We start from the raw sequence: 21,894 nt of genomic DNA, 5'->3' as shown, positions 1-21,894 counted from the left end.
AGCACGAAAGAGACCGGAAAGGCGTTTCATAAATGGAAAATCTCCTTGCGGCGAAAAGTGCTCCGGCCCGGATCAGGATACGATCTGGCGTATTCTTTCCGCCAGCGCGCGCGCTGAATAGGGCTTGCGCTCCACCGGCACGTCGCGCAGTTCGGGCGGGATCATGGTGCGGTCGGCATAGCCGGTGGCGAAAATGAACGGCACGCCCCGCGCCTGGAGGATGCGCGCGACCTCAAGCGAGTTTTCGCCGCCGAGGTTCACGTCGAGTATCGCCACATCCGGCACGCGTGTGGTGATGGCGTTCATGGCTTCATAGACGGAGGCGACGGTGCGGACCTGCCCGATGTTGATTTCCTCGATTGCGCTTTCGGCTTCCATGGCGATGAGGAACTGGTCTTCCACCAGAAGGATGTCAGCATCAAGCACAGGATTCTCCTTTGGGGCCACAACGTGGGACGCAGCGGAAGGGGCGTCCGGGGTTTCCATCTCCGGGGCGGGCCTGACATGGCGGCAGGGCAGGTGCATGATCACCTCCAGCCCGCCGGGGTGAAAATGTGCATGTGCGGCCCCGCCAAGTTCATGCGGAAAACCGCGCTCCATCAGCACCGAGCCAAAACCCCGGCGCTGGGGCGGGCTGATGGCCGGACCGCCACTTTCACGCCATGTAATGCGCCATTCATCATGCGCAGCATCATGCGACCACGCCACATCAAGCCGCCCGTGTGCCTGACCCAGCGCCCCGTATTTCACGGCATTGGTGGCCAGTTCATGCACCACCAGCGCCAGTACCGACAGCGCCTGGCCTGTCAGCCAGATGCGCGGGCCGGCGCAGGTGATGACGCAACGCTCGCGGTAGGGTGCAAGTTCCGCATCAAGCAGGGCGCGTAGCAGGCCGCCGCCATCGCTGCGCACGGCTTGATCATGCGCCAGCCCCAGCGCGCGGATGCGCCCGCGCAGGCGTGCCACGTGCTGGGCGGGGGTCGTGTCGGGTTCCACCGGCTGGCTGACCAGCGACTGCACCACGGCCAGAATGTTCTTGACCCGGTGGTTCAGTTCCTCGTTGAGCATGCGCTGGCGCAGGTCGGCGTTCGCGCGTTCACGCAACTGTAACTGGTGGTAGGCGCCCATGACCTCGATCAGCGCGGAACGGACCAGCGTTGCCGCCTCCATGTCATCGCCTGACCATGGCAGGCAGGTGCCGGTGACCTGCTGGGTCCAGACCGCAAAACTGCTGCGCGGGCCGAAATAGCCGTCTTCTCCATCGCTCCGGGGCGGGGCGGCAGGGTCGGCGGCCCATTTCATGCTGCGTATTTCCTCGCCACGGAATACCAGCAGGTAATCGCCCGGCTGCGAGGAAATCGGCACGATCATCATCCCCGCCGCGTCATGCACATACTGCCCGGCCTCGGGGATATAGGCGGCAAGGCAGCTTGTGTGCCAGATCTGGGTACCGGCGCGCGTGCGGGCGAGTTCCAGCACGGCCTGCATGGCCGCAGGCGGCGGGTGCCGGCCGGTATAGGTCCACTGTCCCCCCACCCACAATGCCGCGCCATCGCACTGCACGAAGGTGAGCATGTCGGTCAGGTGCGCCATGAGGTAGGCGGGCATGTCCGCCACGGGGGCGGCGCCCTTGAGGAAGGTCTCGATCAGTCGATGGGTCTGGCGCGTCATGTCCAGTCGCTTGGTACGCAGCAGGTTGGTGATCTGGAGCGAGACAAACTCGCCAAACATGCGCGCCACGATGCGCTCGCTCATGTTGAGCACATGGGCACTGTAGTGATGGCACACGATCATGCCCCACAGGCGGCCATCCACCATAAGCGAGACCGATACGCAGGCCGCAACGCCCATGCCGCGCATGTAGCTGTAATGGCTTGGCGTGCCCGCGCGCAGATGGGTGTGCGACAGGTCGGGCGGCAGGGGGTGGCCCGGCGAGATCACGGGCACGGGCACGGCTGCCACGTCGCTGATCACACGGATGAGGTTGGTGCTGTACAGCCTGCGCGAGGGGGCGGGCATGTCGGAGGCGGGAAAGTGCTGGCCCAGGAAGCTTTCAAGGTTGGGGCCGTGATGCTCGGCCTCGACCTTGCCCGACCCGTCCTCCGCAAAGCGGTAGAGCATGACGCGGTCATAGCGCAGCACGCCCGAGAGCAGCCGCACGACGGTGCGGAACAGCCGGTCGAAATCGGTAATCTCGCGTATGCGGTCGATCATGGTACGCAGCAGCGACAGGTGCGCACCGTCGCGTTCGCTCAGGGCCGGCTCCCACTCCAGCATGATGTCGGGGCCTGCGGTATGGATGGCCACGTCATACCGCCCGCCACCGGGCAGGGCCTGCCCAAAGACCAGGGCCGGTCTGCGATGGGCCTCGCCATGCATGGCCAGCGCGTTGCGGATGTTGTGCGTGGCGTCGCGGCCGATCACATCGCGCAGCGGCAGGCCCACCTCCAGCCCGTCACGCCCCAGATGCGCCGGAGCGTTGGCCGACCAGCGCACGATATGCCCCAGCCGCGCATCGCATGCCAGCAGCCAGCCATAAGGCTGGATGCCTTCCTCTCCCGCCTGGTGGGTTGCCTGTTCAGTCATGCTGCGTCATTTCCCTTTTGCCCCGACGGGTCATGCGGTGGGGGACAGGACCGGACAGGGTGCCCTGCCTGGTGGGGTAACGAAACCTCGATTGTGCCATACAGGCTCCTGCATGCGGCGCGGAATGTTATGATATACCTGCGATGCCGGTTTTTCCAGCAATGCGCGCGGCCCCACTATTAAGTGACAGCATGGCGAAAAAATGAGGGAAACGCGTTGCGCATTCCCTCAGGGGGCTACGCCGGGCCTGCCATCCGCAGCAATAGGGTCCCGTCCGGATATTCACGCTCCTGTGCCGCCCTTCCTGGCTGCATGGGTCCCGTTTATTACTGCATGATCTGTACAATATTTTATACGATGTGGCATATACTCTTTATTAATACAGTCGTGGGTATGAAACATCATGCTGGCTGTCACTTATTACAGTGACCCGGAACATAAAATCAGGTGTCACGATTTCAGCCTTACCCCCGTTCGCTTTCAGCCAGCCGGAGACCTACAGCCAGATGCCCCGCGACATGATAGATGACATGCAGGTAACCGTCCTGCCCGCGCTGGAACAGACCATTCTTGGCGTTGTCCTGATTGATGAACATAACACTGTCACCTTTTTCAACAAGGCGGCGGAAGGCCTGTGGCACTGTTCGCGGCAGGATGTGATCGGGCGCAACGTCAACGTGCTGGTGCCGCGCAACATCCGTTCCACCCATGATGACCTGATCCGCCACAACCGCGAGACCGGAATCAACAAGATCGTCGGCACCAGCCGCGAGGTGTGCGTCGAGCGCTTTGATGGCACGACCTTCTGGGCCAACCTCTCGCTGTCGCGCATCGCGGTGGATGGCAAGATTGGCTACATGGCGCTGATCCGCGATATTTCGCAGGAAGTCGATGACCGTGAAAAGATCCGCCTGCTTTCGCTCGTGGTGCGCGAGACCGATCGCGGCGTGGCCATTCTCGACCCCGAATTCCGCATCATCTATGTCAACCGTGCCTTCAGCGACATGTTCGGCTTTGGCGCCGAGCGGGTAACGGGGCATGGCCTGTCGGTCATCCTGGCGGGCGATACGACTGATATCGGCATTCTCAACCAGTTGCACGAGGGCGCGCGCAACGCCAAAGGTTTCACGCTCGATATCCGTGCCCGCCATGCCAGCGGTCGTGACATCTGGGTCTCGGCGGCCATGAACCCCGTGTTCAATGACAGCGGCGAGATCGAGAATATCGTGGTGGTGCTGACCGATATTACCGAGCAGCATTTCCTTGACAGCCTGCAGCGCGACACGCTCGAAGCGATTTCAAGTGATCTTGGCCTGCATGAGGTGATGGATTTCATCTGCCGCCGCATCGAGCATTACATCCCCGATGTCATGCCCGCCATCTACCTCGTGGAAAAGGACGACCGGCTGAAGTGCAAGGGCCGCGCCAGCCTGCCGCTCTCGCTCGTCAAGCTGTATGACACGCTGCCCATCGGGCTCGATGCCGCCTGCTCGGGTGTTGCCGCCAGCACTGGCGTGGTGGCCGAAAGCCCGGACATTGCACATGACCCGCGCTGGCAGCACATGCGCGAGCAGACGCTGCATAACGGCATCAAGGCCGCGCGCGCCACGCCCATCATCCTGCGCAACAACCGGGTGGCGGGCGTGTTCACCTGCTACTCCCGCACCAGTTCGCTGCCCGATGCCGCCTGCCAGAAGGCCGTGGCCACCAGCCTGCACCTGTGCACCCTGGCCATAGAGCGGCACGAGGCGAAGGAACATATCAACCGCCTGTCCGACTTTGACCTGCTGACCAGCCTGCCCAACCGCCGCTGGCTGCGCCAGAACATGCCGCGCATGCTGCGCCGCGCCGTGCGGGGCAATCTCATGCTCGTGACCGTGGGCATAGACAATTTCAAGCATATCAACGACGTGTTCGGCCATACGGCAGGCGATGACCTGATCGCCCGCATTGCCGCCCAGTTGCGTGAGGTGCTGAGCATCGACGACACGCTGGTGCGCAGCGGTGGCGATCAGTTCACCATCGTGACCAATGGCGAGCAGCAGCATGCCTCCACGCTCAGCGCCCATATCCTGCGTGTGCTGGCCGTGCCATCGCATATTGGCGATGTGCCGGTCAGCCTCTCGGCCAGTCTTGGCGTGGCTGTTCACCCCGAAAATGGCGAGGATGGCGACACCCTGCTCAAGAATGCCGAGACCGCCATGTTCCAGGCCAAGGCGAACGGGGGCGGGCATTGCTGCTTCTTCAGCCCGCGCATGAACCAGCAGGCCAGTGACCGCCTGATTCTGGCAGCTGCCCTGCGCGATGCCATTGCCCATGACCGGCTGCGCCTGTTCTACCAGCCGCAGGTTCATGCCAGCAGTGGCAAGCTTTATGGCGTGGAGGCACTCTCGCGCTGGATCGACCCGTCGCTGGGTTTTGTCTCGCCCGCGCGCTTCATTACAGTGGCGGAGGAAACCGGGCAGATCGAGGCCATCGGCAAATGGTCGCTACGCGCGGCATGCCACCAGATGGCGCAGTGGATTCGCGATGGGGTGGAGGTGCCGGTGGTCTCGGTCAACCTTTCGCCGCTCCATTTCCGTGATGAAACACTGCCGCAGTTCGTGACCGAACTGCTGGCCGAGACGGCCATCCCGCCCGAGAGCCTGACCATAGAAATTACCGAAAGCACCATGATCGACAATTACGAACGCACCATCCGCGTGGCCCAGAAGCTGCGTGAAATGGGGGTTGGCATGTCGATGGATGATTTTGGCACCGGCTTCTCCAGCCTGTCCAACCTTGCGGGCCTGCCGGTCAACGAGGTGAAAATCGACCGCAGTTTCATGACCGGGCTGGAAAGTATCGAGAAAGTGCGCGCGGTGGTGATGGCCGTGGTGCGCATTGGCCAGAGCCTGGGCATGACCGTGGTGGCCGAAGGCGTGGAACACGAAGAACAGCGCCGCCTGCTGGCTAACATGGATTGTGATGTGCTGCAGGGCTACATGTTCTCCAAGCCGCTGCCAGCGGAGGAACTGGCGGCCTGGCTCTCCGCCTATCAGTCAGGCGGCGTGGTCAACTGAGGGTAGCAGGGCCGGGCCGTGCTGGCCCGGCTTGTACTGCAATGGGCACAAGCCGCCATTCGCAGGACATAAGGACGCTGAGGGTGGGGAGCGTAAGCACAGGCTGGATCACAGGGAACTGGAACAGGTGGATATGTGAATGCAGTGTGGAAGATGGTCTGATTTTACGTGGATATGAAACAGGCCCGGCTGCTCCGGGCGCATGACTTGCGCTTTTGTCCATGCATTGTACATATAAGGTAGCCTTTCGCGCAGGGAAGCATTGCTTTTTTGTTGTGGAAAATATCAATCTGTCATGTAATGGTCAATATTTTTACACGCAGTATATTTATTGTATCTGATACGTATCTTATTCTGATCTTAATTGCGGGCATATCACACAACATATGGCATTTCAGGGTGTAGTGGGTTAACAGGGCCATAATGTCTTCACCCCTTGCACGATAGGGAATGCCGCACCGTGAATATTGATGGCCACATCGTACTGCCAGACCGGGTCATGCCGGGGCGTGTCGTGTTCGATACGGCCATTACCGATGTGCGACCGCTCTCGCTCGTGCCTGATCGCTACATTCTGCCCGGCTTTATCGATGGCCATGTGCATGGCGGCGGCGGGGCTGACATGATGGATGGGGTGGATGCCATCCGCCATCTGGCCATGTTCCATCTGGCGCATGGCGTGACCACCCTGCTACCCACCACCATTACCGCCCCGTGGATTGATGTGATGGCGGCGCTGCATGCGGTGGCCGATGTCATGCATCTTGGCATTTATGGCGGCCCCAGCATTCCCGGCGCGCATCTGGAAGGGCCGTTCATCAACCCGCACAAGCGCGGCGCGCAGCCGCCTTTTACCGTGCTGCCCACGTCCGCGCGGGTGAGTGCCGTGATCGAGACCGGCGCCATCAAGGTCGTGACACTGGCCCCGGAACTTGAACAGGTCGATGCCGCCATCCAGAAATTCGTCAATGCGGGCATAAGGGTCAATATCGGTCATACGCTGGCGGGTTACGAGCAGGCTGAGCGGGCCATATGCCGTATCTGCGGCATGGGGGGCACGGCAGGGGGCACGCATCTGTTCAACGCCATGCCGCCGGTCATGGCGCGCGCGCCGGGGGCGGCTGCGGCCCTGCTGTGCAGTGACATGGCCTATGCCGAGATGGTGTTTGATACCCACCATGTCCATCCCGCGCTGTTCCGGCTGGCGCATCGGGTCATGGGGAACCGGTTGGTGTTCGTGACAGATGCCATGCGTGCTGCTGGCGCAGGTGATGGCCCGAGTGAACTTGGTGGGCAGAACGTTATGGTGGCCGATGGCGTGGCGCGGCTGCCCGATGGCACGCTGGCGGGCAGCGTGCTGACACTGGACCAGGCGCTGCGTAACGCCATGCAGGCCGGGGCCTCGCTGCCACAGGCGGCAGCGCTGGTCAGCACGCATGCCGCCAACTGGCTGGGCCTGCATGACCGTGGCGTGCTCATGCCCGGCCGCCGTGCCGATATTGTGGTGATGGGGGCAGACCTGAGCGTGCAGGAAGTGTGGGTGAATGGCCGCCGTTGTGCCTGATGGCTTATGGTGCCCCGCGTCGGCCCCGCAGGCATAACAGCCCGGCCACCAGCGCCAGAGCCAGCCCCAGCGCATAAGCGGGCAAAAAGGGTTCATGAAAAAACAGCGCCAGCCAGAGCGTTGACAGCACGGGGGTGAGGAACACCAGCGCAGAGATCCGTACCGCATTGCCCCGCGCCAGCGCCACAATCCATAATACATAAGACAGGCCGTTGATCGCCACTCCGTTCAGCACCAGACCGGGGAGTGCGGCACGCGGCGGCATGCCCAGCGCGCCCGCCTGCCAGCCCGCCAGCGCGGATATTCCGGTCGACGCCACGAACAGCCATACCGTGCCTGCCAGCGCATCCTTGACATAATGCCGCGACAGCACGGACAGCACGGCAAAGCACAATGCTCCCAGCAGTACCAGCCCGAGTGCGGCCGGATGGCCCAGACCGATATGGGCAATATCGCCCCGGCTGAGTGTCACCGTCATGGCGGCAACACCACAGGCCAGCCCCAGGAACTGCCACAGGCTGGGCTGCACACCGAAGAATATGGCCGAAATGGCCACAATCATCACCGGCCAGCTATATTGCGCGATCAGCACCGCCACGCCGTTGCTGATATGGTAGCCGTGGTACAGGCACAGATAGAACAGCCCATCCAGCCCACCGCACAGCATGGCAACCCGGTTGGAGCGCAGGCGGGCGGAAAGCCGCCCCCAATCGCCGCCGCACAGCACGGCAAATGCGGCCCCCACGGCAAGGCAGGAAAACAGGTTGGAAATGAACAGCATGTTATAGAAACTGACCGATGCCAGTACCAGCTTGGATATGGGCGCAATCAGGCTCCAGGCCACGATGCAGGCCAGCGCCAGCACCATCGGGCTGCCCAGAACGGATGCGGCGCGCCGGGTGGGCAGAACGGGGTCAGGGAATGGCATGTGAAAATTCCGGCATAACGGCCATAAAACCCTGAAAAAAACATGATGACCAGAGGAGGTGCTACACGGCGCATGGCAACCGGGCGGTGTCTATGGATCTCCCGGCGGCATCCGTGTCATCATGAGGCCGTTTTTTCAATATGCTTCAGGCCGCGTGTCCGCAGGCTCACCAGCACCGCGGCAAAGCCGGAGGCTGCTGCCAGCCCCAGCCCCCAGCGTGGGCCGAAATGATTGGCAACCCACCCCACAACCGGCGCGCCAACGGGCGTGCCGCCAAGGGCCACGGCCAGGCGGATGGCCATGACGCGCCCCCGCATCTCGGGTGCGGCTGAAAGCTGCATCAGGCTGTTGGTCGTGGTGGTAAAGGTCAGGGTCGCCAGCCCCACCAGCCCGAGGGACGCCGCAAACAGCCCGTAGCCGGGCGCTATGGCGGCCAGCAGGCACCCCACGCCAAACAGTAGCGCGCCCGTGCGTAGCGTTGCCATCGAGACCTTTTCACGCCCCGCCGCCACAACCGCGCCCATCATGGTGCCTACCGCCATGCAGGCGCTGAGCAATCCATACTGCCCCGCGCCGACATGAAACACGCTGACCGCCATGGTGGAGATGAACAGCGGAAAGTTCAGGCCAAACATGCCAATGAGCAGAAGCATCAGTACGATGGTGCGCAGGTCGGGCTGCCGCCACACATAGCGGAACCCTTCCAGCAGGCCCCGCGCGCCCCGCTTTGCGGGTGGGGTAATGGCCCGCCCGTTTAGTGCCAGCAACGACATGAGCACGGCAATGAACGAAATGCCATTCAGCACGAACGCCCACCCCGTGCCCACGGCGGCAATGCATGCCCCCGCCGCGACCGGTCCCAGCATGCGCCCGGCATTGAAGGAGACCGAATTGAGCGCTACCGCATTGGGCAGGTCTTCGCGCCCGACGAGTTCCGATACGAAGGTCTGGCGTGCCGGGCCATCAAAGGCGGCCACGCTGCCGAACAGGAACGCAAAGACATACATCTCCCACAGCCGGGCCGCGCCGCTGACCGTCAGGATGCCCAGCCCCAGCGACAGGGCGCCCATCAACCCCTGTGTCAGCATGAGCAGGGCGCGGCGGTCGAAACGGTCGGCGGCATAGCCCGTCCAGGGCAGGAACAGCAGTTGCGGCGCCATCTGGAAGGCCATGGTCATTCCCACCGCCGTCGCGTCGTGCGCGGTCAGTTGGGTCAGCACAAGCCAGTCCTGCGCCGTGCGCTGCATCCAGGTGCCAATGTTCGACACAACGGCTCCGCTGGCCCAGATGGCATAATGACGATGGCGCAGTGAGCGCAGGGCGCGGGCGCCAAAGGCGAAGGAAAGCGGCAAGGCAGCTTACACTCTTTGCTGAAGGGCGATGGGTTCCACCGTCGTGCCGGTTTTCCCGCTCTGGGGGAAGAGGCGGGTTGTGGATTTGGCATGCATACCGGTATCGCGGTCAGTCAGGGCGGCATGGGTAGTGCGGGGAGTAGGGGTGATGATGGGCATGAGGCACCTTCATGAAAAATGACCGGGAAGCGGGAAGGGGCCGTCAGTGTGGCGGAGGGGCTGCGGCCTGAAATCGCGGTGGACGTGACCTGCGCAACAGATGGCCGTGCCGGTTTTAATAGGGGGCGAGGGCGTGCGGGGCATCATGCGGTGTAACGCCTTTTGTCAGGCGTGGTTCAGCGTAACGGAGGGATCGCGGCGTGTCAGGTCATGTCCATTTTCCCTTGAGGTGTCTGGGCATTTCATCCATCAGCCATGCATTTGTGCTGGCCCGTTTGAAAGGGGCGGCCTAATACTTGCGCCGACCCATGCCCTGCCCAGAAGGAACGCTTCACCTCCGATGCGCCCGTCCCGCACCTCTCAAGGCTCCAGCATTTCATGTCCCGCACGGTCCTGACCGCGTGCCAGGAGCGTGCGCTGGCTGAAATTCTGGCCGCGCGTGGGGTCTCGGCCACGCATCTGCTGACCGGCTACGCGGGCACGGGCAAGACCACGCTCATGCAGCAGGTGGCCCGCGCGCTGCACAGGCAGGGGGCGAATGTGGTGTTTACCGCCGCCACCCACAAGGCCACCGCCGTGCTCAAGGCGCGGGTGGGCAAGCTTGCGCCGTGTCGCACCATTCATAATGTGCTCTCGCTCCAGCCCGGCGCGCAGGATGGCCGCGAAGTGCTGCAGCGTGCCGATCGGCCCGAGCCGATTACGGCTGATGTCATCATCATTGATGAATGCTCCATGGTCGGTTCCGAACTCATGCGCTGGGTGCGCGACCTCGTGCCCGACCGCTTCGTGCTGTTTGTGGGCGACCCTGCGCAGCTGCCACCGGTGGGCGAGGCGATCAGCCCGTCCTTCGCCATCCGTTCGGCCTCGCATCTCGAAACCGTGGTGCGACAGGCGGCGGATAACCCGCTGGTCGCGGCTGCCACGGCCATCCGCGAAAGTCAGGGTGGCCCGCTTGACTGGTCATGGTGCCGCGCCAGCCACCATGAGGGCGCGGGCCTGTTCGTGCCACGCACGCCCGAGGCATGGATGCAGCGCGCTTTTACATCCGATGCCTTTAAGGCCGATAGCGATGCGTTCCGCTACCTGTGCTGGACCAATGCGCGGGTCGATGCCGTCAACCGCACCGTGCGCCGATGGGTGCACGGGGGCGAGACGCCCATGCCCTTTGTGGTGGGCGAGCGCGTGATTGCCCGCGTTCCGGTCATGGATGTGGAAGGCCGGCGCGTGATGGTGGCCACCAACGAGGAGGCGGAAATTGCGGATATCCGCCCCGGCGTGCTGCGTCATGCCTTTCCCGCCACCTCAAAGGTGCCTGGCTGGACCACGGAACTGCCGGTGTATGATGTGGTGCTGCGCACCCTCGCGGGCGATGAAACGCCGGTAGCCATCCTGCGCCCCGGCGCGGATATGGGGGCGATCGAGCAGCGCCTGAAGCGCGAGGCCGCCCTTGAGCGCGCGCGTTGGCAGCATCGCTTTGTGTTCCGCCGCAACATCGGGCGGCTCCAGGCGGTTTACGCCATGACCGTGCATACCGCGCAGGGCAGTACGTTTGGCCGTGTGTTCGTGGATGTGGGCGATATCAGCCGCCGCGCCGCCACCAATGTGCTTGAAGCGCAGCAACTGCTTTATGTTGCAGCCACCCGCCCCACCACGGCCATGATTCTCACGGGCCTGCCCACCGGCGCATCTGGCCGGAAGTGAGCGGCAGGGGCGGATAGGAGACCGTTCACGTCCTGTTGTTTAAAAAAAAGACCGCTGCGATACGATTTTAAAATTATGGCGGTTTTTCGCGAATTTCATAAAAAATTCCCGGACTTTTCAATAAGATGCATATTATATGTCCTATATTTTATATTTTGGGAATTCCTGAAAACTTTCATAAAATCTTAAATTATCACCATGAGATTGAAGGCTCATGGTTACGCCATGATGGAGGGGAATGAACTGCCTGCCGGTCATGGGCCACGTGGCCCGACATCATGGCTGTTTGCTTCCCGCCAGCAGGGCATGACGGCGCGCTGACAGGCGTGTCCGGTCCGTTGCACGCTGACCACGCGGGTGTGCACGGCCACGCTCCCGGCCAGACAGGCCAGGGGACGACAGAACGCCACGGGGCCCACACGCCCTGCGGCATACAGGCGAGGCAACCCACCAGGTGCCGGATAACGGGTGATTTCCCGCCCGGGCCTGACAGGAGAAGGCAAAAGCAACCTCCGGTTGCTTCAGGCGGATGAGACTATATCCTCCTGACAGAGGGTAGCAGTCCAACCGCGATGATCGGAATCAGTGATAACGCAGCCATGCTCATGGCATGGCGTGCGCGATACGGATCGGGTGACAGAGGCACGGACAGGTGTGTCTGTTCACGATCTGGGCAGGAGGCGCCGTGTCATGCCCCAAGGGGTATTGCGACAGGGTAAGCGAAGTCCCGATCCATTGTGGACACTTACATTATACGGTCTGGTATCCTGTTGACCGTTAACTGAAAGTATAAACTGTCAGGAATAAACAGGAATCGGTATCGTATATTCTGTATTTTTTTTACAAATTAACTTATGGCGAAAGTATGTCATTAATGAGATCATTCGTAATCGCGTTGAGAACAGAAAAAAATTAACATGTCTCTTGTGCAGCCATCTCTGTCTTCTGACGGAGCGAAACGGACATTTTCCGAACGTCAGGAATTCATGACGGAAGATATGCCCGCCAGCATGCATTTCCATGTGGTGGCTGGAGGCGCGCGTCTTTTTAAATCCCTGCCTGACGGGCGGAGACAGATTATCGGTTTTGCCCATAAAGGCGATGTGCTCCCCGCCTATCCCTGCGCCCACTATCATTACAGCGCCGAAGCCATGCGTACACTACAGGTTGTATGCGTGCCAGCGCCCTATATGAGCCGTCTGCATGAAACATCGCCCGGCGCGTGCGCGGCTTCGCTTCATTCCGCCCGCCAGTTGCTCGTCAGCCTGCATAACCGGCTGCTCATGCTTGGCCGCCAGACCGCGCGCGAGCGCCTCGCCACATTCCTGCTCGGTCAGGGCATGCGCATGGGGCCGGGTGAACTCTGGCCCGTTGACCCGGCCATCTCACGCGCGGACATGGCCGATTTCCTAGGTCTGACCACCGAGACTGTCAGCCGCCTGCTCAGTGCCTTCCAGCGGGAGCAGCTTATCTCCCGCGAACGGCGCGCCATCCATATTCTCGACCCTGACCGCTTGCGGGCGATCGTGGCCCACTCCGAATGACAGCTAAGAAAGACCGCACGACGATGCCCGATATCACAGCCCTCACCACAGAAATCCTTCTTCCCGCCCTTGAGCAGGCCATTGATGCAACTGTCATCATCGGGCAGGAAAACGAGATCATCTTCTATAATCAGGCGGCGGAAGCCCTGTGGGGCATTCCCCGGGCCGATGTGATCGGCCGCAATGTCGACTGCCTGGTGCCCATGCGCCTGCGCCATGAGCATGACCGCTACATCGACCGCAACCGCGAGACCGGGCATAACCGCATTGTCGGCACATCGCGCGAGGTGGAATTCACCCGCGCCGATGGGGAATATATCTGCGGCGAGCTTTCGCTCTCCAAGGTGCAGATCGGGCAGGGGGACAAGCGGCTCACCTACTACATGGGCGTGATGAAGAACGTCACGGAGGAGAGCCAGCGGCGCAAGATCCTGATCCTGCAGAACGACGTGCTGCAGGCGCTGGCCAGCGACATGCTGATTCAGGATATTGGCGAGCTGATCTGCCGCAAGGTCGAGGCCTTCGTGCCCAATTCGGTCGCGGCCCTGCTGGTGCTTGATGATGCGCAGCCCTGGCGGGTGATCTGCACCTCCGCGCTGCCGCCGCGCATCCGCAATGCGCTTGAAACCACCGTGCCGTCACCTTCTGATGTGGAGAAGCTCAAGGCCAATGCTTCCTATACCGGTCGCCTGGTGTGGGATAATTATCAGTCCATGTGCCGCTCGTTGGGGCTGCAGTCGTGCTATGCAGCACCCGTCATGGCCGGTGACGGGCGGGTGACAGGCATTTTCGCGCTTTACCTGCGTGAGCCCAACCAGCTTGGCGCATGGCCGCAGCGTCTTGTGGGCGCGTGCCTGCCCTTCTGCGCGCTGGCGCTGGAGCAGCATGCCACCAAGACCCACCTGACCCAGCTTGCCCGCTATGACAGCCTGACCGGCCTGCTCAACCGTGGTGCGCTGCATCGCGTGATGGAAGACATCATCGCCCAGCCCGGTAACCGCACGCTGGCCATTTTCATGCTCGATATCGACCGTTTCCGCGATATCAATGATGCACTTGGTCATGTCTATGCCGACCAGTTCCTTGTCGAGATCGCAGGGCGCATCCGCTCCATCGCCAAGGAGGATTACGTGCTCAGCCGCTCGGGCGGCGATGAGTTCGTGGTGGTGGTGCCCGATTGCGAAGGCAAGCAGATCGAGGAAATCGCCCACAAGCTGCTCGAAACTATTGGCCGCCCGCTCCAGATCGGGCAGAACACGCTGTCGATCTCGTGCTCGATCGGCATCAGCACCTTCCCCGCCAACGGGCCCGACAGCGAATCCCTGCTCAGCCATGCCGATACCGCCATGCGTCAGGCGAAGGAAGACGGGCGCGGCATCTTCCGCTTCGCCAATCTGGAAAAGAATCAGGTGGCGCAGGACCGGCTGGTGCTGGGCTCGGCGCTGCGTGATTCGCTGGCACAGGGCATGCTGCAGTTGCACTATCAGCCGCAGGTGCGCACCCACACGCTCGAACTTAGCGGTGTGGAGGCCCTGTCGCGCTGGCACCATCCGCACCTTGGCAACATCTTCCCCTCGCGCTTCATTGCCGTGGCGGAGGAGACCGGCCAAATCGAGGCCATTGGCCGCTGGTCGCTGCTCGAGGCGTGCCGCCAGATCGTGAAATGGGACCGCGACGGCGTGCATGTGCCCACCGTGGCTGTGAACCTGTCTGCCGTGCATTTCCGCAATCGCGCGCTGCCCGAGCATATCGCCGCCCTGCTCAAGGAGCATAACCTCAAGCCCGCGCGCCTGACGGTGGAAATTACCGAAAGCGTGATGATGGATAACAGCCGCGACACCGAGGAAGTGCTCCAGTCGATCCGCAATATCGGCTGCGGCCTGTCTATGGATGATTTCGGCACGGGGTATTCATCGCTCTCGCGGCTCACGCGTCTGCCGCTGACCGAGATCAAGATCGACCGCAGCTTCATCAACGATTTTGAATATGACACCAATGCCCAGGCCGTAACCATGGCGGTGATCGGCATCGGCTCGCGGCTGGGCATGACGGTCGTGACCGAAGGCGTCGAGACCGAACAGCAGCGCGACCTGCTGGAAAAGCTGAACTGCGACGTGATGCAGGGCTACCTGTTCGCCAAGCCGCTGGCACCGCAGGATCTGGAAGCCTGGGTGCGCCGTGGCGGAGCGCCTGCCGTCATTCGTGAAATCGATGCAGCCCGCGCCAAGAAAGAGGGCAAACCCGAGAGCAGCAGCAAGAAAGAAGCTGCGCCTGCCGCCAGTCCTGCCGCTGCAAGCCCTGCAAAGTCCTGATCCGCTACGAGATAGATGGAGCCATATGCCATGTCACTCAAGCACGATGATCGCCTGCGCGCGCTGACCCACCAGGATTCGGATTTCTGGGCCGATGTGGTGGACAATGTCCTGATCGTGGCCATTACCGATGTGCGCGGTGTGATTACCTATGTGAATGACCGCTTTTGCGATATCAGCCGCTACCCGCGTGAAGAGCTGCTGGGGGCAACGCATCGCATCGTCAATTCCGGCTACCATGATGCGAGCTTTTTCAGGCAGATGTACCGCACCATCCGGGGTGGGGAGGTATGGCGCGGCAATATCTGCAACCGGGCCAAGGATGGCACGCTGTACTGGGTGGCGACCACCATCATGCCCAAGCATAATTCGCTTGGCGCGGTAGAGGGGTATGTCGCAACCCGGTTCGAGATTACCGAACTCATGAACACCCGTGATCGGCTCAAGTCGCTTGCCGCGACCGACCCGCTGACGGGTCTGTTCAACCGTGGTGGTTTCAACAACGTGCTTCAGACTGCGGTGGAGGAGAAGGCGCAGAACATTACCCGCGATATCATGCTGGTCATGTTCGATCTCGATGGCTTCAAGCAGATCAACGACATTCATGGCCACCATGCGGGCGATGTGGTGCTGAAGGTGATTTCCAAGCGCCTTCTGGCCCTTGTTCACCCTGAAGATGCGGTCTGTCGGCTGGGGGGCGATGAGTTTGCACTCATCCTCAACCATACGCTGCACAAATATCCGCTTTCTCTCATACTGGAGAAACTGTTGGCCGAGCTTGAAGCGCCGATCGAGGTGGGCAACACCATGGTCAACGTGTCGGGCAGCATCGGGGTCAGCCCCATCGCCAGCCAGGAAAGTGCTGAATCACTACAGAAGAATGCCGATATCGCGCTTTATGCTGCCAAGCGAGCGGGTGGCCACCAGGCGCGCATGTTTGACATTGCCCTGCACCAGCATGCGCTGGAGCGGGCCCAGATCCTCAATGATGCGCGTGACGGGGTACAGAAGGACCAGTTCGAGCTTTACTATCAGCCGATCATGAACTTCAGCACCGGCAAGTGCGATCAGATCGAGGCGCTGCTGCGCTGGCACCACCCGCAGCGCGGCCTGCTGGCGGCGGAAAGCTTCCGCGATGTGTTCCTCGATGCCGCCCTGGCCCAGGTCATGAGCCCGCGTCTGGTCAAGTCATTCCAAAATGACATGCGGATGTGGAATACAAGCCTGGGCGCCTATCCCAACCTGACCATCAATCTCTCGCGGCTGGACCTGCTTAATATCGGCTTCCAGAATGACCTTGAAGCTGAAATAAAGCGGCAGGGGGGCAAGGCATCCGATTACGTGCTGGAAGTATCGGAAAGTGTGCTGGCTGGCAGGCGCTCTGACCGCGTGCTGCAGCGCCTGCAGGAACTGAGCGAGCTTGGCTTTCAACTGACGCTGGATGATTTCGGGCTGGCGATGCTACCAATCTCGGTCCTGCGCACGATTTCTTTCACGCAGGCCAAAATATCACGCAGGCTGGTACAAGACATTGAAACCAACCAGCAGACCCGTGACGTTATGGCGCATCTGGTTGGTCTGGCCCATGCATTCGGGTTGAGCGTGACCGTGAGCGGGGTGGAAACAAAAGGCCAGATGGACATGCTGCACGAGATCGGCGCGGACCGGATTCAGGGTTTTTACATTTCTCCCCCGATTTCTGCCGCGAATCTTGTTCTTGCGGAGCACATCATTGCGCCAGATCATACCGAGATCACGCTACAGGCGTCATGACACGCCATGCGCCTTACTCTTTACACCGATTACTCCATTCGGACCCTCATCTACCTTGGTCAGAACCCAGGCAGACGGGTTGCGATTCAGGAGATTGCCCTGACGCACCGCATTTCCCAGAATCATCTGGTCAAAGTGGTGAACCGTCTGTCGAGCAACGGTGTCATTCTGGCGCGGCGCGGACGTAGTGGCGGGCTGGAACTCGCTGGTGCGCCGCACCAGATCATTATTGGTGACATCGTCCGTCTTATGGAGGTGGATATGGGCGAAATTGTGTCCTGTAATCCTGAAAACGGGCAGGCCTGCGTATTGACGGATGCATGCCGCCTGCGCGGACTGTTTGCCAAATCGGTCAATGCCTTCATGTCGGTGCTCGATCGCATTACGCTGCATGATATTCTGCATGAGCCTAAAAAACTGTAAATAAGGCCCATGCAGGCAGGCTGAAGACCTGTGAATTTTCGGAAATTCGATGCGCATGAGGTTGGAAAATCGCGCGTATTGACATGATTCATGCCATGCCATGATAACTTTTGCTTATGATAAGATAATATTTATTTATATTGTGGAAAGACCGTATTTTCCGGTTGCAATAAGGACGGCACAGGTCTTTTTTGGTGTGGCATGAGGAATTTGGCCCACATAGTGTAATAACAGGAACATCATGCCCCGCACGCCGTCGCCTTGGCCTACCGTCTCCTGCTGCATCACGCAGGCGGCCTTTACAAGACAGGGAGCCAGAGCCCAGATACCATGCGTCTGACCCTTCATACCGACTATGCCATTCGTGTTCTGGTTTATCTGGGACAAAACCCTGGTCGGCGCGTTTCCGTGCATGAGATTTCCGAAAATCATGGCATTTCCCATAATCACCTCGTCAAGGTGGTCAACCGGCTCTCTACCAACGGGGTTGTCGATACCCGTCGGGGCCGGGCAGGGGGGCTGGAACTGCCGCGCATGCCGCATGAAATCATTATAGGTGACATCGTGCGCATGATGGAGGCGGACATGCTCTCCATGAAAGCCTGCGAGCCAGAATACGGTCAGGCCTGCGTGCTTGCCGATATGTGCCGCCTGCGTCATCTGCTGGCCCGTTCGCTTACGGCTTTCCTTGATGTGCTGGACCAGACCACGCTGCATGATCTTCTGCCCCGGCAGGCTGCCTGACATGGCAGCGCATGATGGTGGACAGGTCTGTCATTGTCTATATATGTACGTACATAGATAATGCTGATCTGAAGCCAGCAGGCCATATGCCAGCCTGATGGTTGGCATGGTCTCGGGCCGTATTGGCAACAGGAGCAACCGGATCAGTTGTTGAAGCAAAATACAATCCGCACCCTGTCGGGCACTGCCGTGCCTCGTGCGATATGCAGCAGAACCGGTATGGTTTGTGCCCGGAAGTGCTCTGTTGCGGCATAAGCGGGCAGATGCCATGTCGCCTGTGCGAATGTATCTACATTTTCTTCCAGAAAGGACATGATACTGTTCGGGCAGTTTTTCCATTGCGTCTGTACTGACATGCCGCATGGAGGGACCGATTATGCTGGCGCAATAATTGTTCGGTACTTTTGATTTGCTATTGTGGGTCCATGCCACCCATACTCATTCGGTCACGAACTGACGGTATTGGGATGCCGCGTGCCAGCCTGACAGGCACGGTGCCTGCTTTGCTGGTATGAGATGTGCAGCCATAACTCAGAGTAGTGAAAAGAGTGCCGTTGCGCTCATTATAAAGGAGCGTGTCGCACCATATATTAAGGTCAGCGCTCCATCACGCCCGCATATAAACCTGCCATGGGCCTTAATCTCCCCCATCTGGCTTACGGATATCAACGAAAAAGAAAGTATTTATAACGCCGGTTTTTAAGGCAGATTTATTTGCATCATACCGCCTCGGCCCCGTTTACATACTCCGCGCTTCAGCCATAAGCATGACCCGTCGATGCAGCCAATGCCTGCCCGGTAGTTTTACGGTAGAACCGTAATGGTTTCCTCTGGAGGGGGTGTTAAGTAAAAAATATTTCTCCACTACGCTCATCTTGCAGGGCAGGTTGCCAGAAGCGGCATGAGTCAGCCGTTTTTTTGGCGGATTACTGTAGCTATTGATACAATTATAATAAATCCGTTACCAACCTCACGATTAAGTTTTTTCATGCTCGATATTAACGGGATTAGTTTCCGTTACATGATACTGGAGGAATATCCATCATGTCAGCTTTCATAAAGCCGCAGACCCCCGCCGCGTGGGCGATCCTGGGTCTTGCGGTTGTCATCGTTCTTCTGGGGCTGCCCCTTGCTTACATGGGTGCCGAACTCGTGTTTCTGGGTGGCTCCTGGTATTATGTCATTATTGGCATAGCCGTAACACTCGCTGGCGTGCTCATGGCCATGGGCCGGGCCATGGGGGCCATGCTGTATCTGGCCGCTGTTGGCGTGACATGGCTGTGGGCCTTCTGGGAGGTCGGGTTTGATGGCTGGGGCCTGCTGCCCCGCGTGTTTGGGCCGACCATCCTTGCCATTGCCGTGCTGCTGTGCCTGCCCGCCCTGCGCCGCATGGAAAATGCCCACTCAACATCCGTGCGGGAGGTCGCATAATGTCCGCCAACACCCCCATGCTCCGCACCCTGCTGCTTGGCGCCACCATTATTGCAGGCACCGCTGGTTCCGTGGCCCTCGCACAGGTGCCCCCTGCCGATCAGCCGCCCGGTAATGGCAACGCCACGGTTTCGCCCGGCACGCCCACGCCGCCGAGCGATGCGTTCTCGCCGCCTTCGCCCAATGCGCCGCAGTCTCCTGGTGTGAACGCTGCCAACATTCCCGACGGGCCGCCCGCCGAGCCTAGCGAAGCAACCCCCATGGTGGACCAGGTCACGGCCAACCCCGCGCATGATGACTGGCCTGGCTATGGGCGCGATGACAAGGCAACCCGCTTCTCGCCGCTTGACCAGATCACGCCAGCCAATATCGGCCACCTCAAGCGTGCCTTCATCTACCACACCGGCAGCAAGCCGGGGCCGGGGCAGACCAACAAATGGGCTGCCGAGACCACGCCCATCAAGGTTGGTGACGGTCTGTACATGTGTTCCGCGCTGAACGACATGATGCGCATCGACCCTGCTACCGGCAAGGAAATCTGGCATTTCCACGCCAACGAGAAATACGAGAGCATTCCCTACACGGCGGCGTGTAAGGCGGTGGTGTATTACACCTCATCCACCGTGCCGGAAGGCGAGCACTGCCATCACCGCATTCTTGAAGCCACGCTGGATGAGCGCCTGATCGAGGTGGACAGCGAGGACGGCAAGGTGTGCGAAGGCTTTGGCTGGCACGGCATGGTCAACCTGATGAAGGGCATGGGTGAATCGGTGCCCGGCTTCGTGGCCGAGACCGCGCCGCCGCCCATCGTCAATGGCGCGATCATCACCAACCAGGAAATTCTCGACGGCCAGCGCCGCTGGGCACCCTCGGGCGTGATCCGCGGGTATGATGCTGAGACCGGACGCTTCCTGTGGGCATGGGATGTCAACCGCCCGCATGAACATGGCGAGCCGAAGGAAGGCGAGCATTACAGCCGCGGCACCCCCAACTCCTGGGCCGCCATGATCGGCGATAACGCCCTGGGGCTGGTTTACGTGCCCACCGGCAACTCGGCGGCTGATTACTACAGCGCCATGCGTAGCCCGGAAGAAAACAAGGTTTCCTCCGCTGTCGTGGCGATTGACGTGAAGACCGGCGAGCCGCGCTGGGTGTTCCAGACCGTGCACAAGGATGTGTGGGACTACGACATCGGCTCCCAGCCCACGCTGATGGACTTCACCAAGCCCGATGGTTCGACGGTTCCGGCCCTGATCATGCCCACCAAGCGTGGCCAGACCTTTGTGCTTGACCGCCGCACGGGTGACCCGGTGCTGCCGGTTGAAGAACGGCCCGCGCCCTCGCCGGGCATGGTGCCGGGTGATACGCGCTCGCCCACGCAGCCCTGGTCGGTTGGCATGCCGCGTCTTGGCTTTGCCCCGCTCAAGGAATCCGACATGTGGGGCATGTCGCCGATCGATCAGCTTTACTGCCGCCTGAAATACCGCCGTGCGCATTACGTGGGTGAGTTCACCCCGCCCAGCATCGACAAGCCCTGGCTGGAATATCCGGGCTATAACGGTGGCTCGGACTGGGGCAGCGTGGCCTATGACGAGAAGACCGGCATCCTGATCGCCAACTGGAACAACACGCCGATGTATGACCAGCTGGTCAGCCGCAAGAAGGCCGACAAGCTTGGCCTGATGCCGGTGGATGACCCCAACTTCAAGCCCGGTGGCGGTGGCGCGGAAGGTGCTGGCGCCATGGCGGAAACGCCTTACGGCATCGTGGTCTCGCCGTTCTGGGATGAATATACGGGCATGATGTGCAACCGTCCGCCCTATGGCATGATCACCGCCATCGACATGCACACCCAGAAAGTGCTGTGGCAGCATCCGCTGGGCAGTGCGCGCGCCAACGGCCCGTTCGGCCTGCCTACGCACCTGCCGCTGACCATCGGCACGCCCAACAATGGCGGCCCGGTCATTACCGCAGGTGGGCTGATCTTTGTTGCGGCCACGACCGATAACATGATCCATGCCTTCGATATCCATACCGGCAAGGAAGTGTGGAACGACGTGCTGCCCGGTGGCGGCCAGGCCACGCCCATGACGTATGAATACAAGGGCAAGCAGTATGTCGCCATCATGGCCGGTGGCCACCACTTCATGATGACGCCGGTGACTGACGACCTCGTGGTTTATGCGCTGGATAATGTGAACTGACCGGATCTGTCATCATCTGACTGACCCGACCGGGGCCGTGCAATGCGGCCCCGGTTTTTTTTGTGCGATGATCTTTCAGGCATGCAGAACAGGAAAAAGGTCTGCCAGTTC

At 60.7% G+C, this 21,894-nt stretch carries 15 protein-coding genes; 11 read left to right on the top strand and 4 right to left on the bottom strand.

Annotated elements, in window-relative coordinates; all coding sequences use genetic code 11:
- Window positions 1-72: 72 nt before the first annotated feature.
- A complete protein-coding gene (locus FMA36_RS14880; protein ID WP_159263084.1) occupies window positions 73-2,586 on the bottom strand; it encodes an HWE histidine kinase domain-containing protein in 2,514 nt (837 codons plus the stop codon).
- 506 nt (window positions 2,587-3,092) lie between these two features.
- Here FMA36_RS14880 and FMA36_RS14875 point away from each other — a divergent pair.
- Both FMA36_RS14875 and nagA read left to right on the top strand, forming a co-directional pair.
- Entirely contained in the window at window positions 3,093-5,648 is a 2,556-nt protein-coding gene (locus FMA36_RS14875) for an EAL domain-containing protein (RefSeq protein WP_159263083.1), read from the top strand.
- Between the two features lie 460 nt (window positions 5,649-6,108).
- A complete protein-coding gene (nagA, locus tag FMA36_RS14870; protein ID WP_159263082.1) occupies window positions 6,109-7,212 on the top strand; it encodes an N-acetylglucosamine-6-phosphate deacetylase in 1,104 nt (367 codons plus the stop codon).
- Window positions 7,213-7,216: 4 nt separating this feature from the next.
- Here the strand turns inward: nagA and FMA36_RS14865 are convergent, their stop codons facing one another.
- The 3 genes from FMA36_RS14865 to FMA36_RS14855 all read right to left on the bottom strand — a co-directional run bounded on the left by FMA36_RS14865 (window position 7,217) and on the right by FMA36_RS14855 (window position 9,651).
- Window positions 7,217-8,140 (bottom strand): DMT family transporter, encoded by a 924-nt coding sequence (locus FMA36_RS14865; RefSeq protein WP_159263081.1) that lies wholly within the window; start codon window positions 8,138-8,140, stop codon window positions 7,217-7,219.
- A 119-nt stretch (window positions 8,141-8,259) separates the two neighbouring features.
- Entirely contained in the window at window positions 8,260-9,492 is a 1,233-nt protein-coding gene (locus tag FMA36_RS14860; RefSeq protein ID WP_159263080.1) for an MFS transporter, read from the bottom strand.
- A 6-nt stretch (window positions 9,493-9,498) separates the two neighbouring features.
- Complete coding sequence (locus FMA36_RS14855) at window positions 9,499-9,651, bottom strand: hypothetical protein (RefSeq protein WP_159263079.1); 153 nt, start codon at window positions 9,649-9,651, stop codon at window positions 9,499-9,501.
- A gap of 378 nt (window positions 9,652-10,029) precedes the next feature.
- Between FMA36_RS14855 and FMA36_RS14850 the strand changes: the two genes are divergently transcribed.
- From FMA36_RS14850 to FMA36_RS14815, 9 genes are all read left to right on the top strand, one after another.
- Window positions 10,030-11,352: an ATP-dependent DNA helicase gene (locus FMA36_RS14850; RefSeq protein ID WP_159263078.1), complete on the top strand. Its 1,323-nt coding sequence runs from the start codon at window positions 10,030-10,032 to the stop codon at window positions 11,350-11,352.
- Between the two features lie 198 nt (window positions 11,353-11,550).
- Complete coding sequence (locus FMA36_RS19780) at window positions 11,551-11,673, top strand: hypothetical protein (protein ID WP_276612586.1); 123 nt, start codon at window positions 11,551-11,553, stop codon at window positions 11,671-11,673.
- Between the two features lie 596 nt (window positions 11,674-12,269).
- On the top strand, window positions 12,270-12,896 hold the full coding sequence (locus tag FMA36_RS14845) for a Crp/Fnr family transcriptional regulator (protein ID WP_159263077.1): 627 nt from the start codon (window positions 12,270-12,272) through the stop codon (window positions 12,894-12,896).
- A gap of 23 nt (window positions 12,897-12,919) precedes the next feature.
- Window positions 12,920-15,208, top strand: coding sequence for an EAL domain-containing protein (locus tag FMA36_RS14840; protein WP_159263076.1), 2,289 nt, complete (start codon window positions 12,920-12,922; stop codon window positions 15,206-15,208).
- Between the two features lie 30 nt (window positions 15,209-15,238).
- On the top strand, window positions 15,239-16,981 hold the full coding sequence (locus FMA36_RS14835) for a putative bifunctional diguanylate cyclase/phosphodiesterase (protein WP_159263075.1): 1,743 nt from the start codon (window positions 15,239-15,241) through the stop codon (window positions 16,979-16,981).
- 6 nt (window positions 16,982-16,987) lie between these two features.
- Entirely contained in the window at window positions 16,988-17,404 is a 417-nt protein-coding gene (locus FMA36_RS14830; protein ID WP_159263074.1) for an RrF2 family transcriptional regulator, read from the top strand.
- 330 nt (window positions 17,405-17,734) lie between these two features.
- Window positions 17,735-18,148, top strand: coding sequence for an RrF2 family transcriptional regulator (locus FMA36_RS14825; RefSeq protein ID WP_159263073.1), 414 nt, complete (start codon window positions 17,735-17,737; stop codon window positions 18,146-18,148).
- 1,044 nt (window positions 18,149-19,192) lie between these two features.
- Window positions 19,193-19,579 (top strand): glycerol dehydrogenase, encoded by a 387-nt coding sequence (locus FMA36_RS14820; protein ID WP_159263072.1) that lies wholly within the window; start codon window positions 19,193-19,195, stop codon window positions 19,577-19,579.
- Between the two features lie 17 nt (window positions 19,580-19,596).
- A complete protein-coding gene (locus FMA36_RS14815) occupies window positions 19,597-21,783 on the top strand; it encodes a pyrroloquinoline quinone-dependent dehydrogenase (RefSeq protein ID WP_159264020.1) in 2,187 nt (728 codons plus the stop codon).
- Window positions 21,784-21,894 lie beyond the last annotated feature (111 nt).

Source organism: Komagataeibacter xylinus (genome assembly GCF_009834365.1).
GTDB classification, from domain to species: Bacteria; Pseudomonadota; Alphaproteobacteria; order Acetobacterales; family Acetobacteraceae; genus Komagataeibacter; species Komagataeibacter xylinus_D.
This window is presented reverse-complemented; position numbering and strand designations above follow the sequence as displayed.

Excerpts from the sequence above, each read along its gene's own strand:
- FMA36_RS14880 (WP_159263084.1), bottom strand. The coding sequence starts at position 2,586 with ATGACTGAACAGGCAACCCACCAGGCGGGAGAGGAAGGCATCCAGCCT.
- FMA36_RS14875 (WP_159263083.1), top strand. The coding sequence starts at position 3,093 with ATGCCCCGCGACATGATAGATGACATGCAGGTAACCGTCCTGCCCGCG.
- FMA36_RS14865 (WP_159263081.1), bottom strand. The coding sequence starts at position 8,140 with ATGCCATTCCCTGACCCCGTTCTGCCCACCCGGCGCGCCGCATCCGTT.
- FMA36_RS14855 (WP_159263079.1), bottom strand. The coding sequence starts at position 9,651 with ATGCCCATCATCACCCCTACTCCCCGCACTACCCATGCCGCCCTGACT.
- FMA36_RS14850 (WP_159263078.1), top strand. The coding sequence starts at position 10,030 with ATGTCCCGCACGGTCCTGACCGCGTGCCAGGAGCGTGCGCTGGCTGAA.
- FMA36_RS19780 (WP_276612586.1), top strand. The coding sequence starts at position 11,551 with ATGAGATTGAAGGCTCATGGTTACGCCATGATGGAGGGGAATGAACTG.
- FMA36_RS14845 (WP_159263077.1), top strand. The coding sequence starts at position 12,270 with ATGTCTCTTGTGCAGCCATCTCTGTCTTCTGACGGAGCGAAACGGACA.
- FMA36_RS14840 (WP_159263076.1), top strand. The coding sequence starts at position 12,920 with ATGCCCGATATCACAGCCCTCACCACAGAAATCCTTCTTCCCGCCCTT.
- FMA36_RS14835 (WP_159263075.1), top strand. The coding sequence starts at position 15,239 with ATGTCACTCAAGCACGATGATCGCCTGCGCGCGCTGACCCACCAGGAT.
- FMA36_RS14830 (WP_159263074.1), top strand. The coding sequence starts at position 16,988 with ATGCGCCTTACTCTTTACACCGATTACTCCATTCGGACCCTCATCTAC.
- FMA36_RS14825 (WP_159263073.1), top strand. The coding sequence starts at position 17,735 with ATGCGTCTGACCCTTCATACCGACTATGCCATTCGTGTTCTGGTTTAT.
- FMA36_RS14820 (WP_159263072.1), top strand. The coding sequence starts at position 19,193 with ATGTCAGCTTTCATAAAGCCGCAGACCCCCGCCGCGTGGGCGATCCTG.
- FMA36_RS14815 (WP_159264020.1), top strand. The coding sequence starts at position 19,597 with ATGCTCCGCACCCTGCTGCTTGGCGCCACCATTATTGCAGGCACCGCT.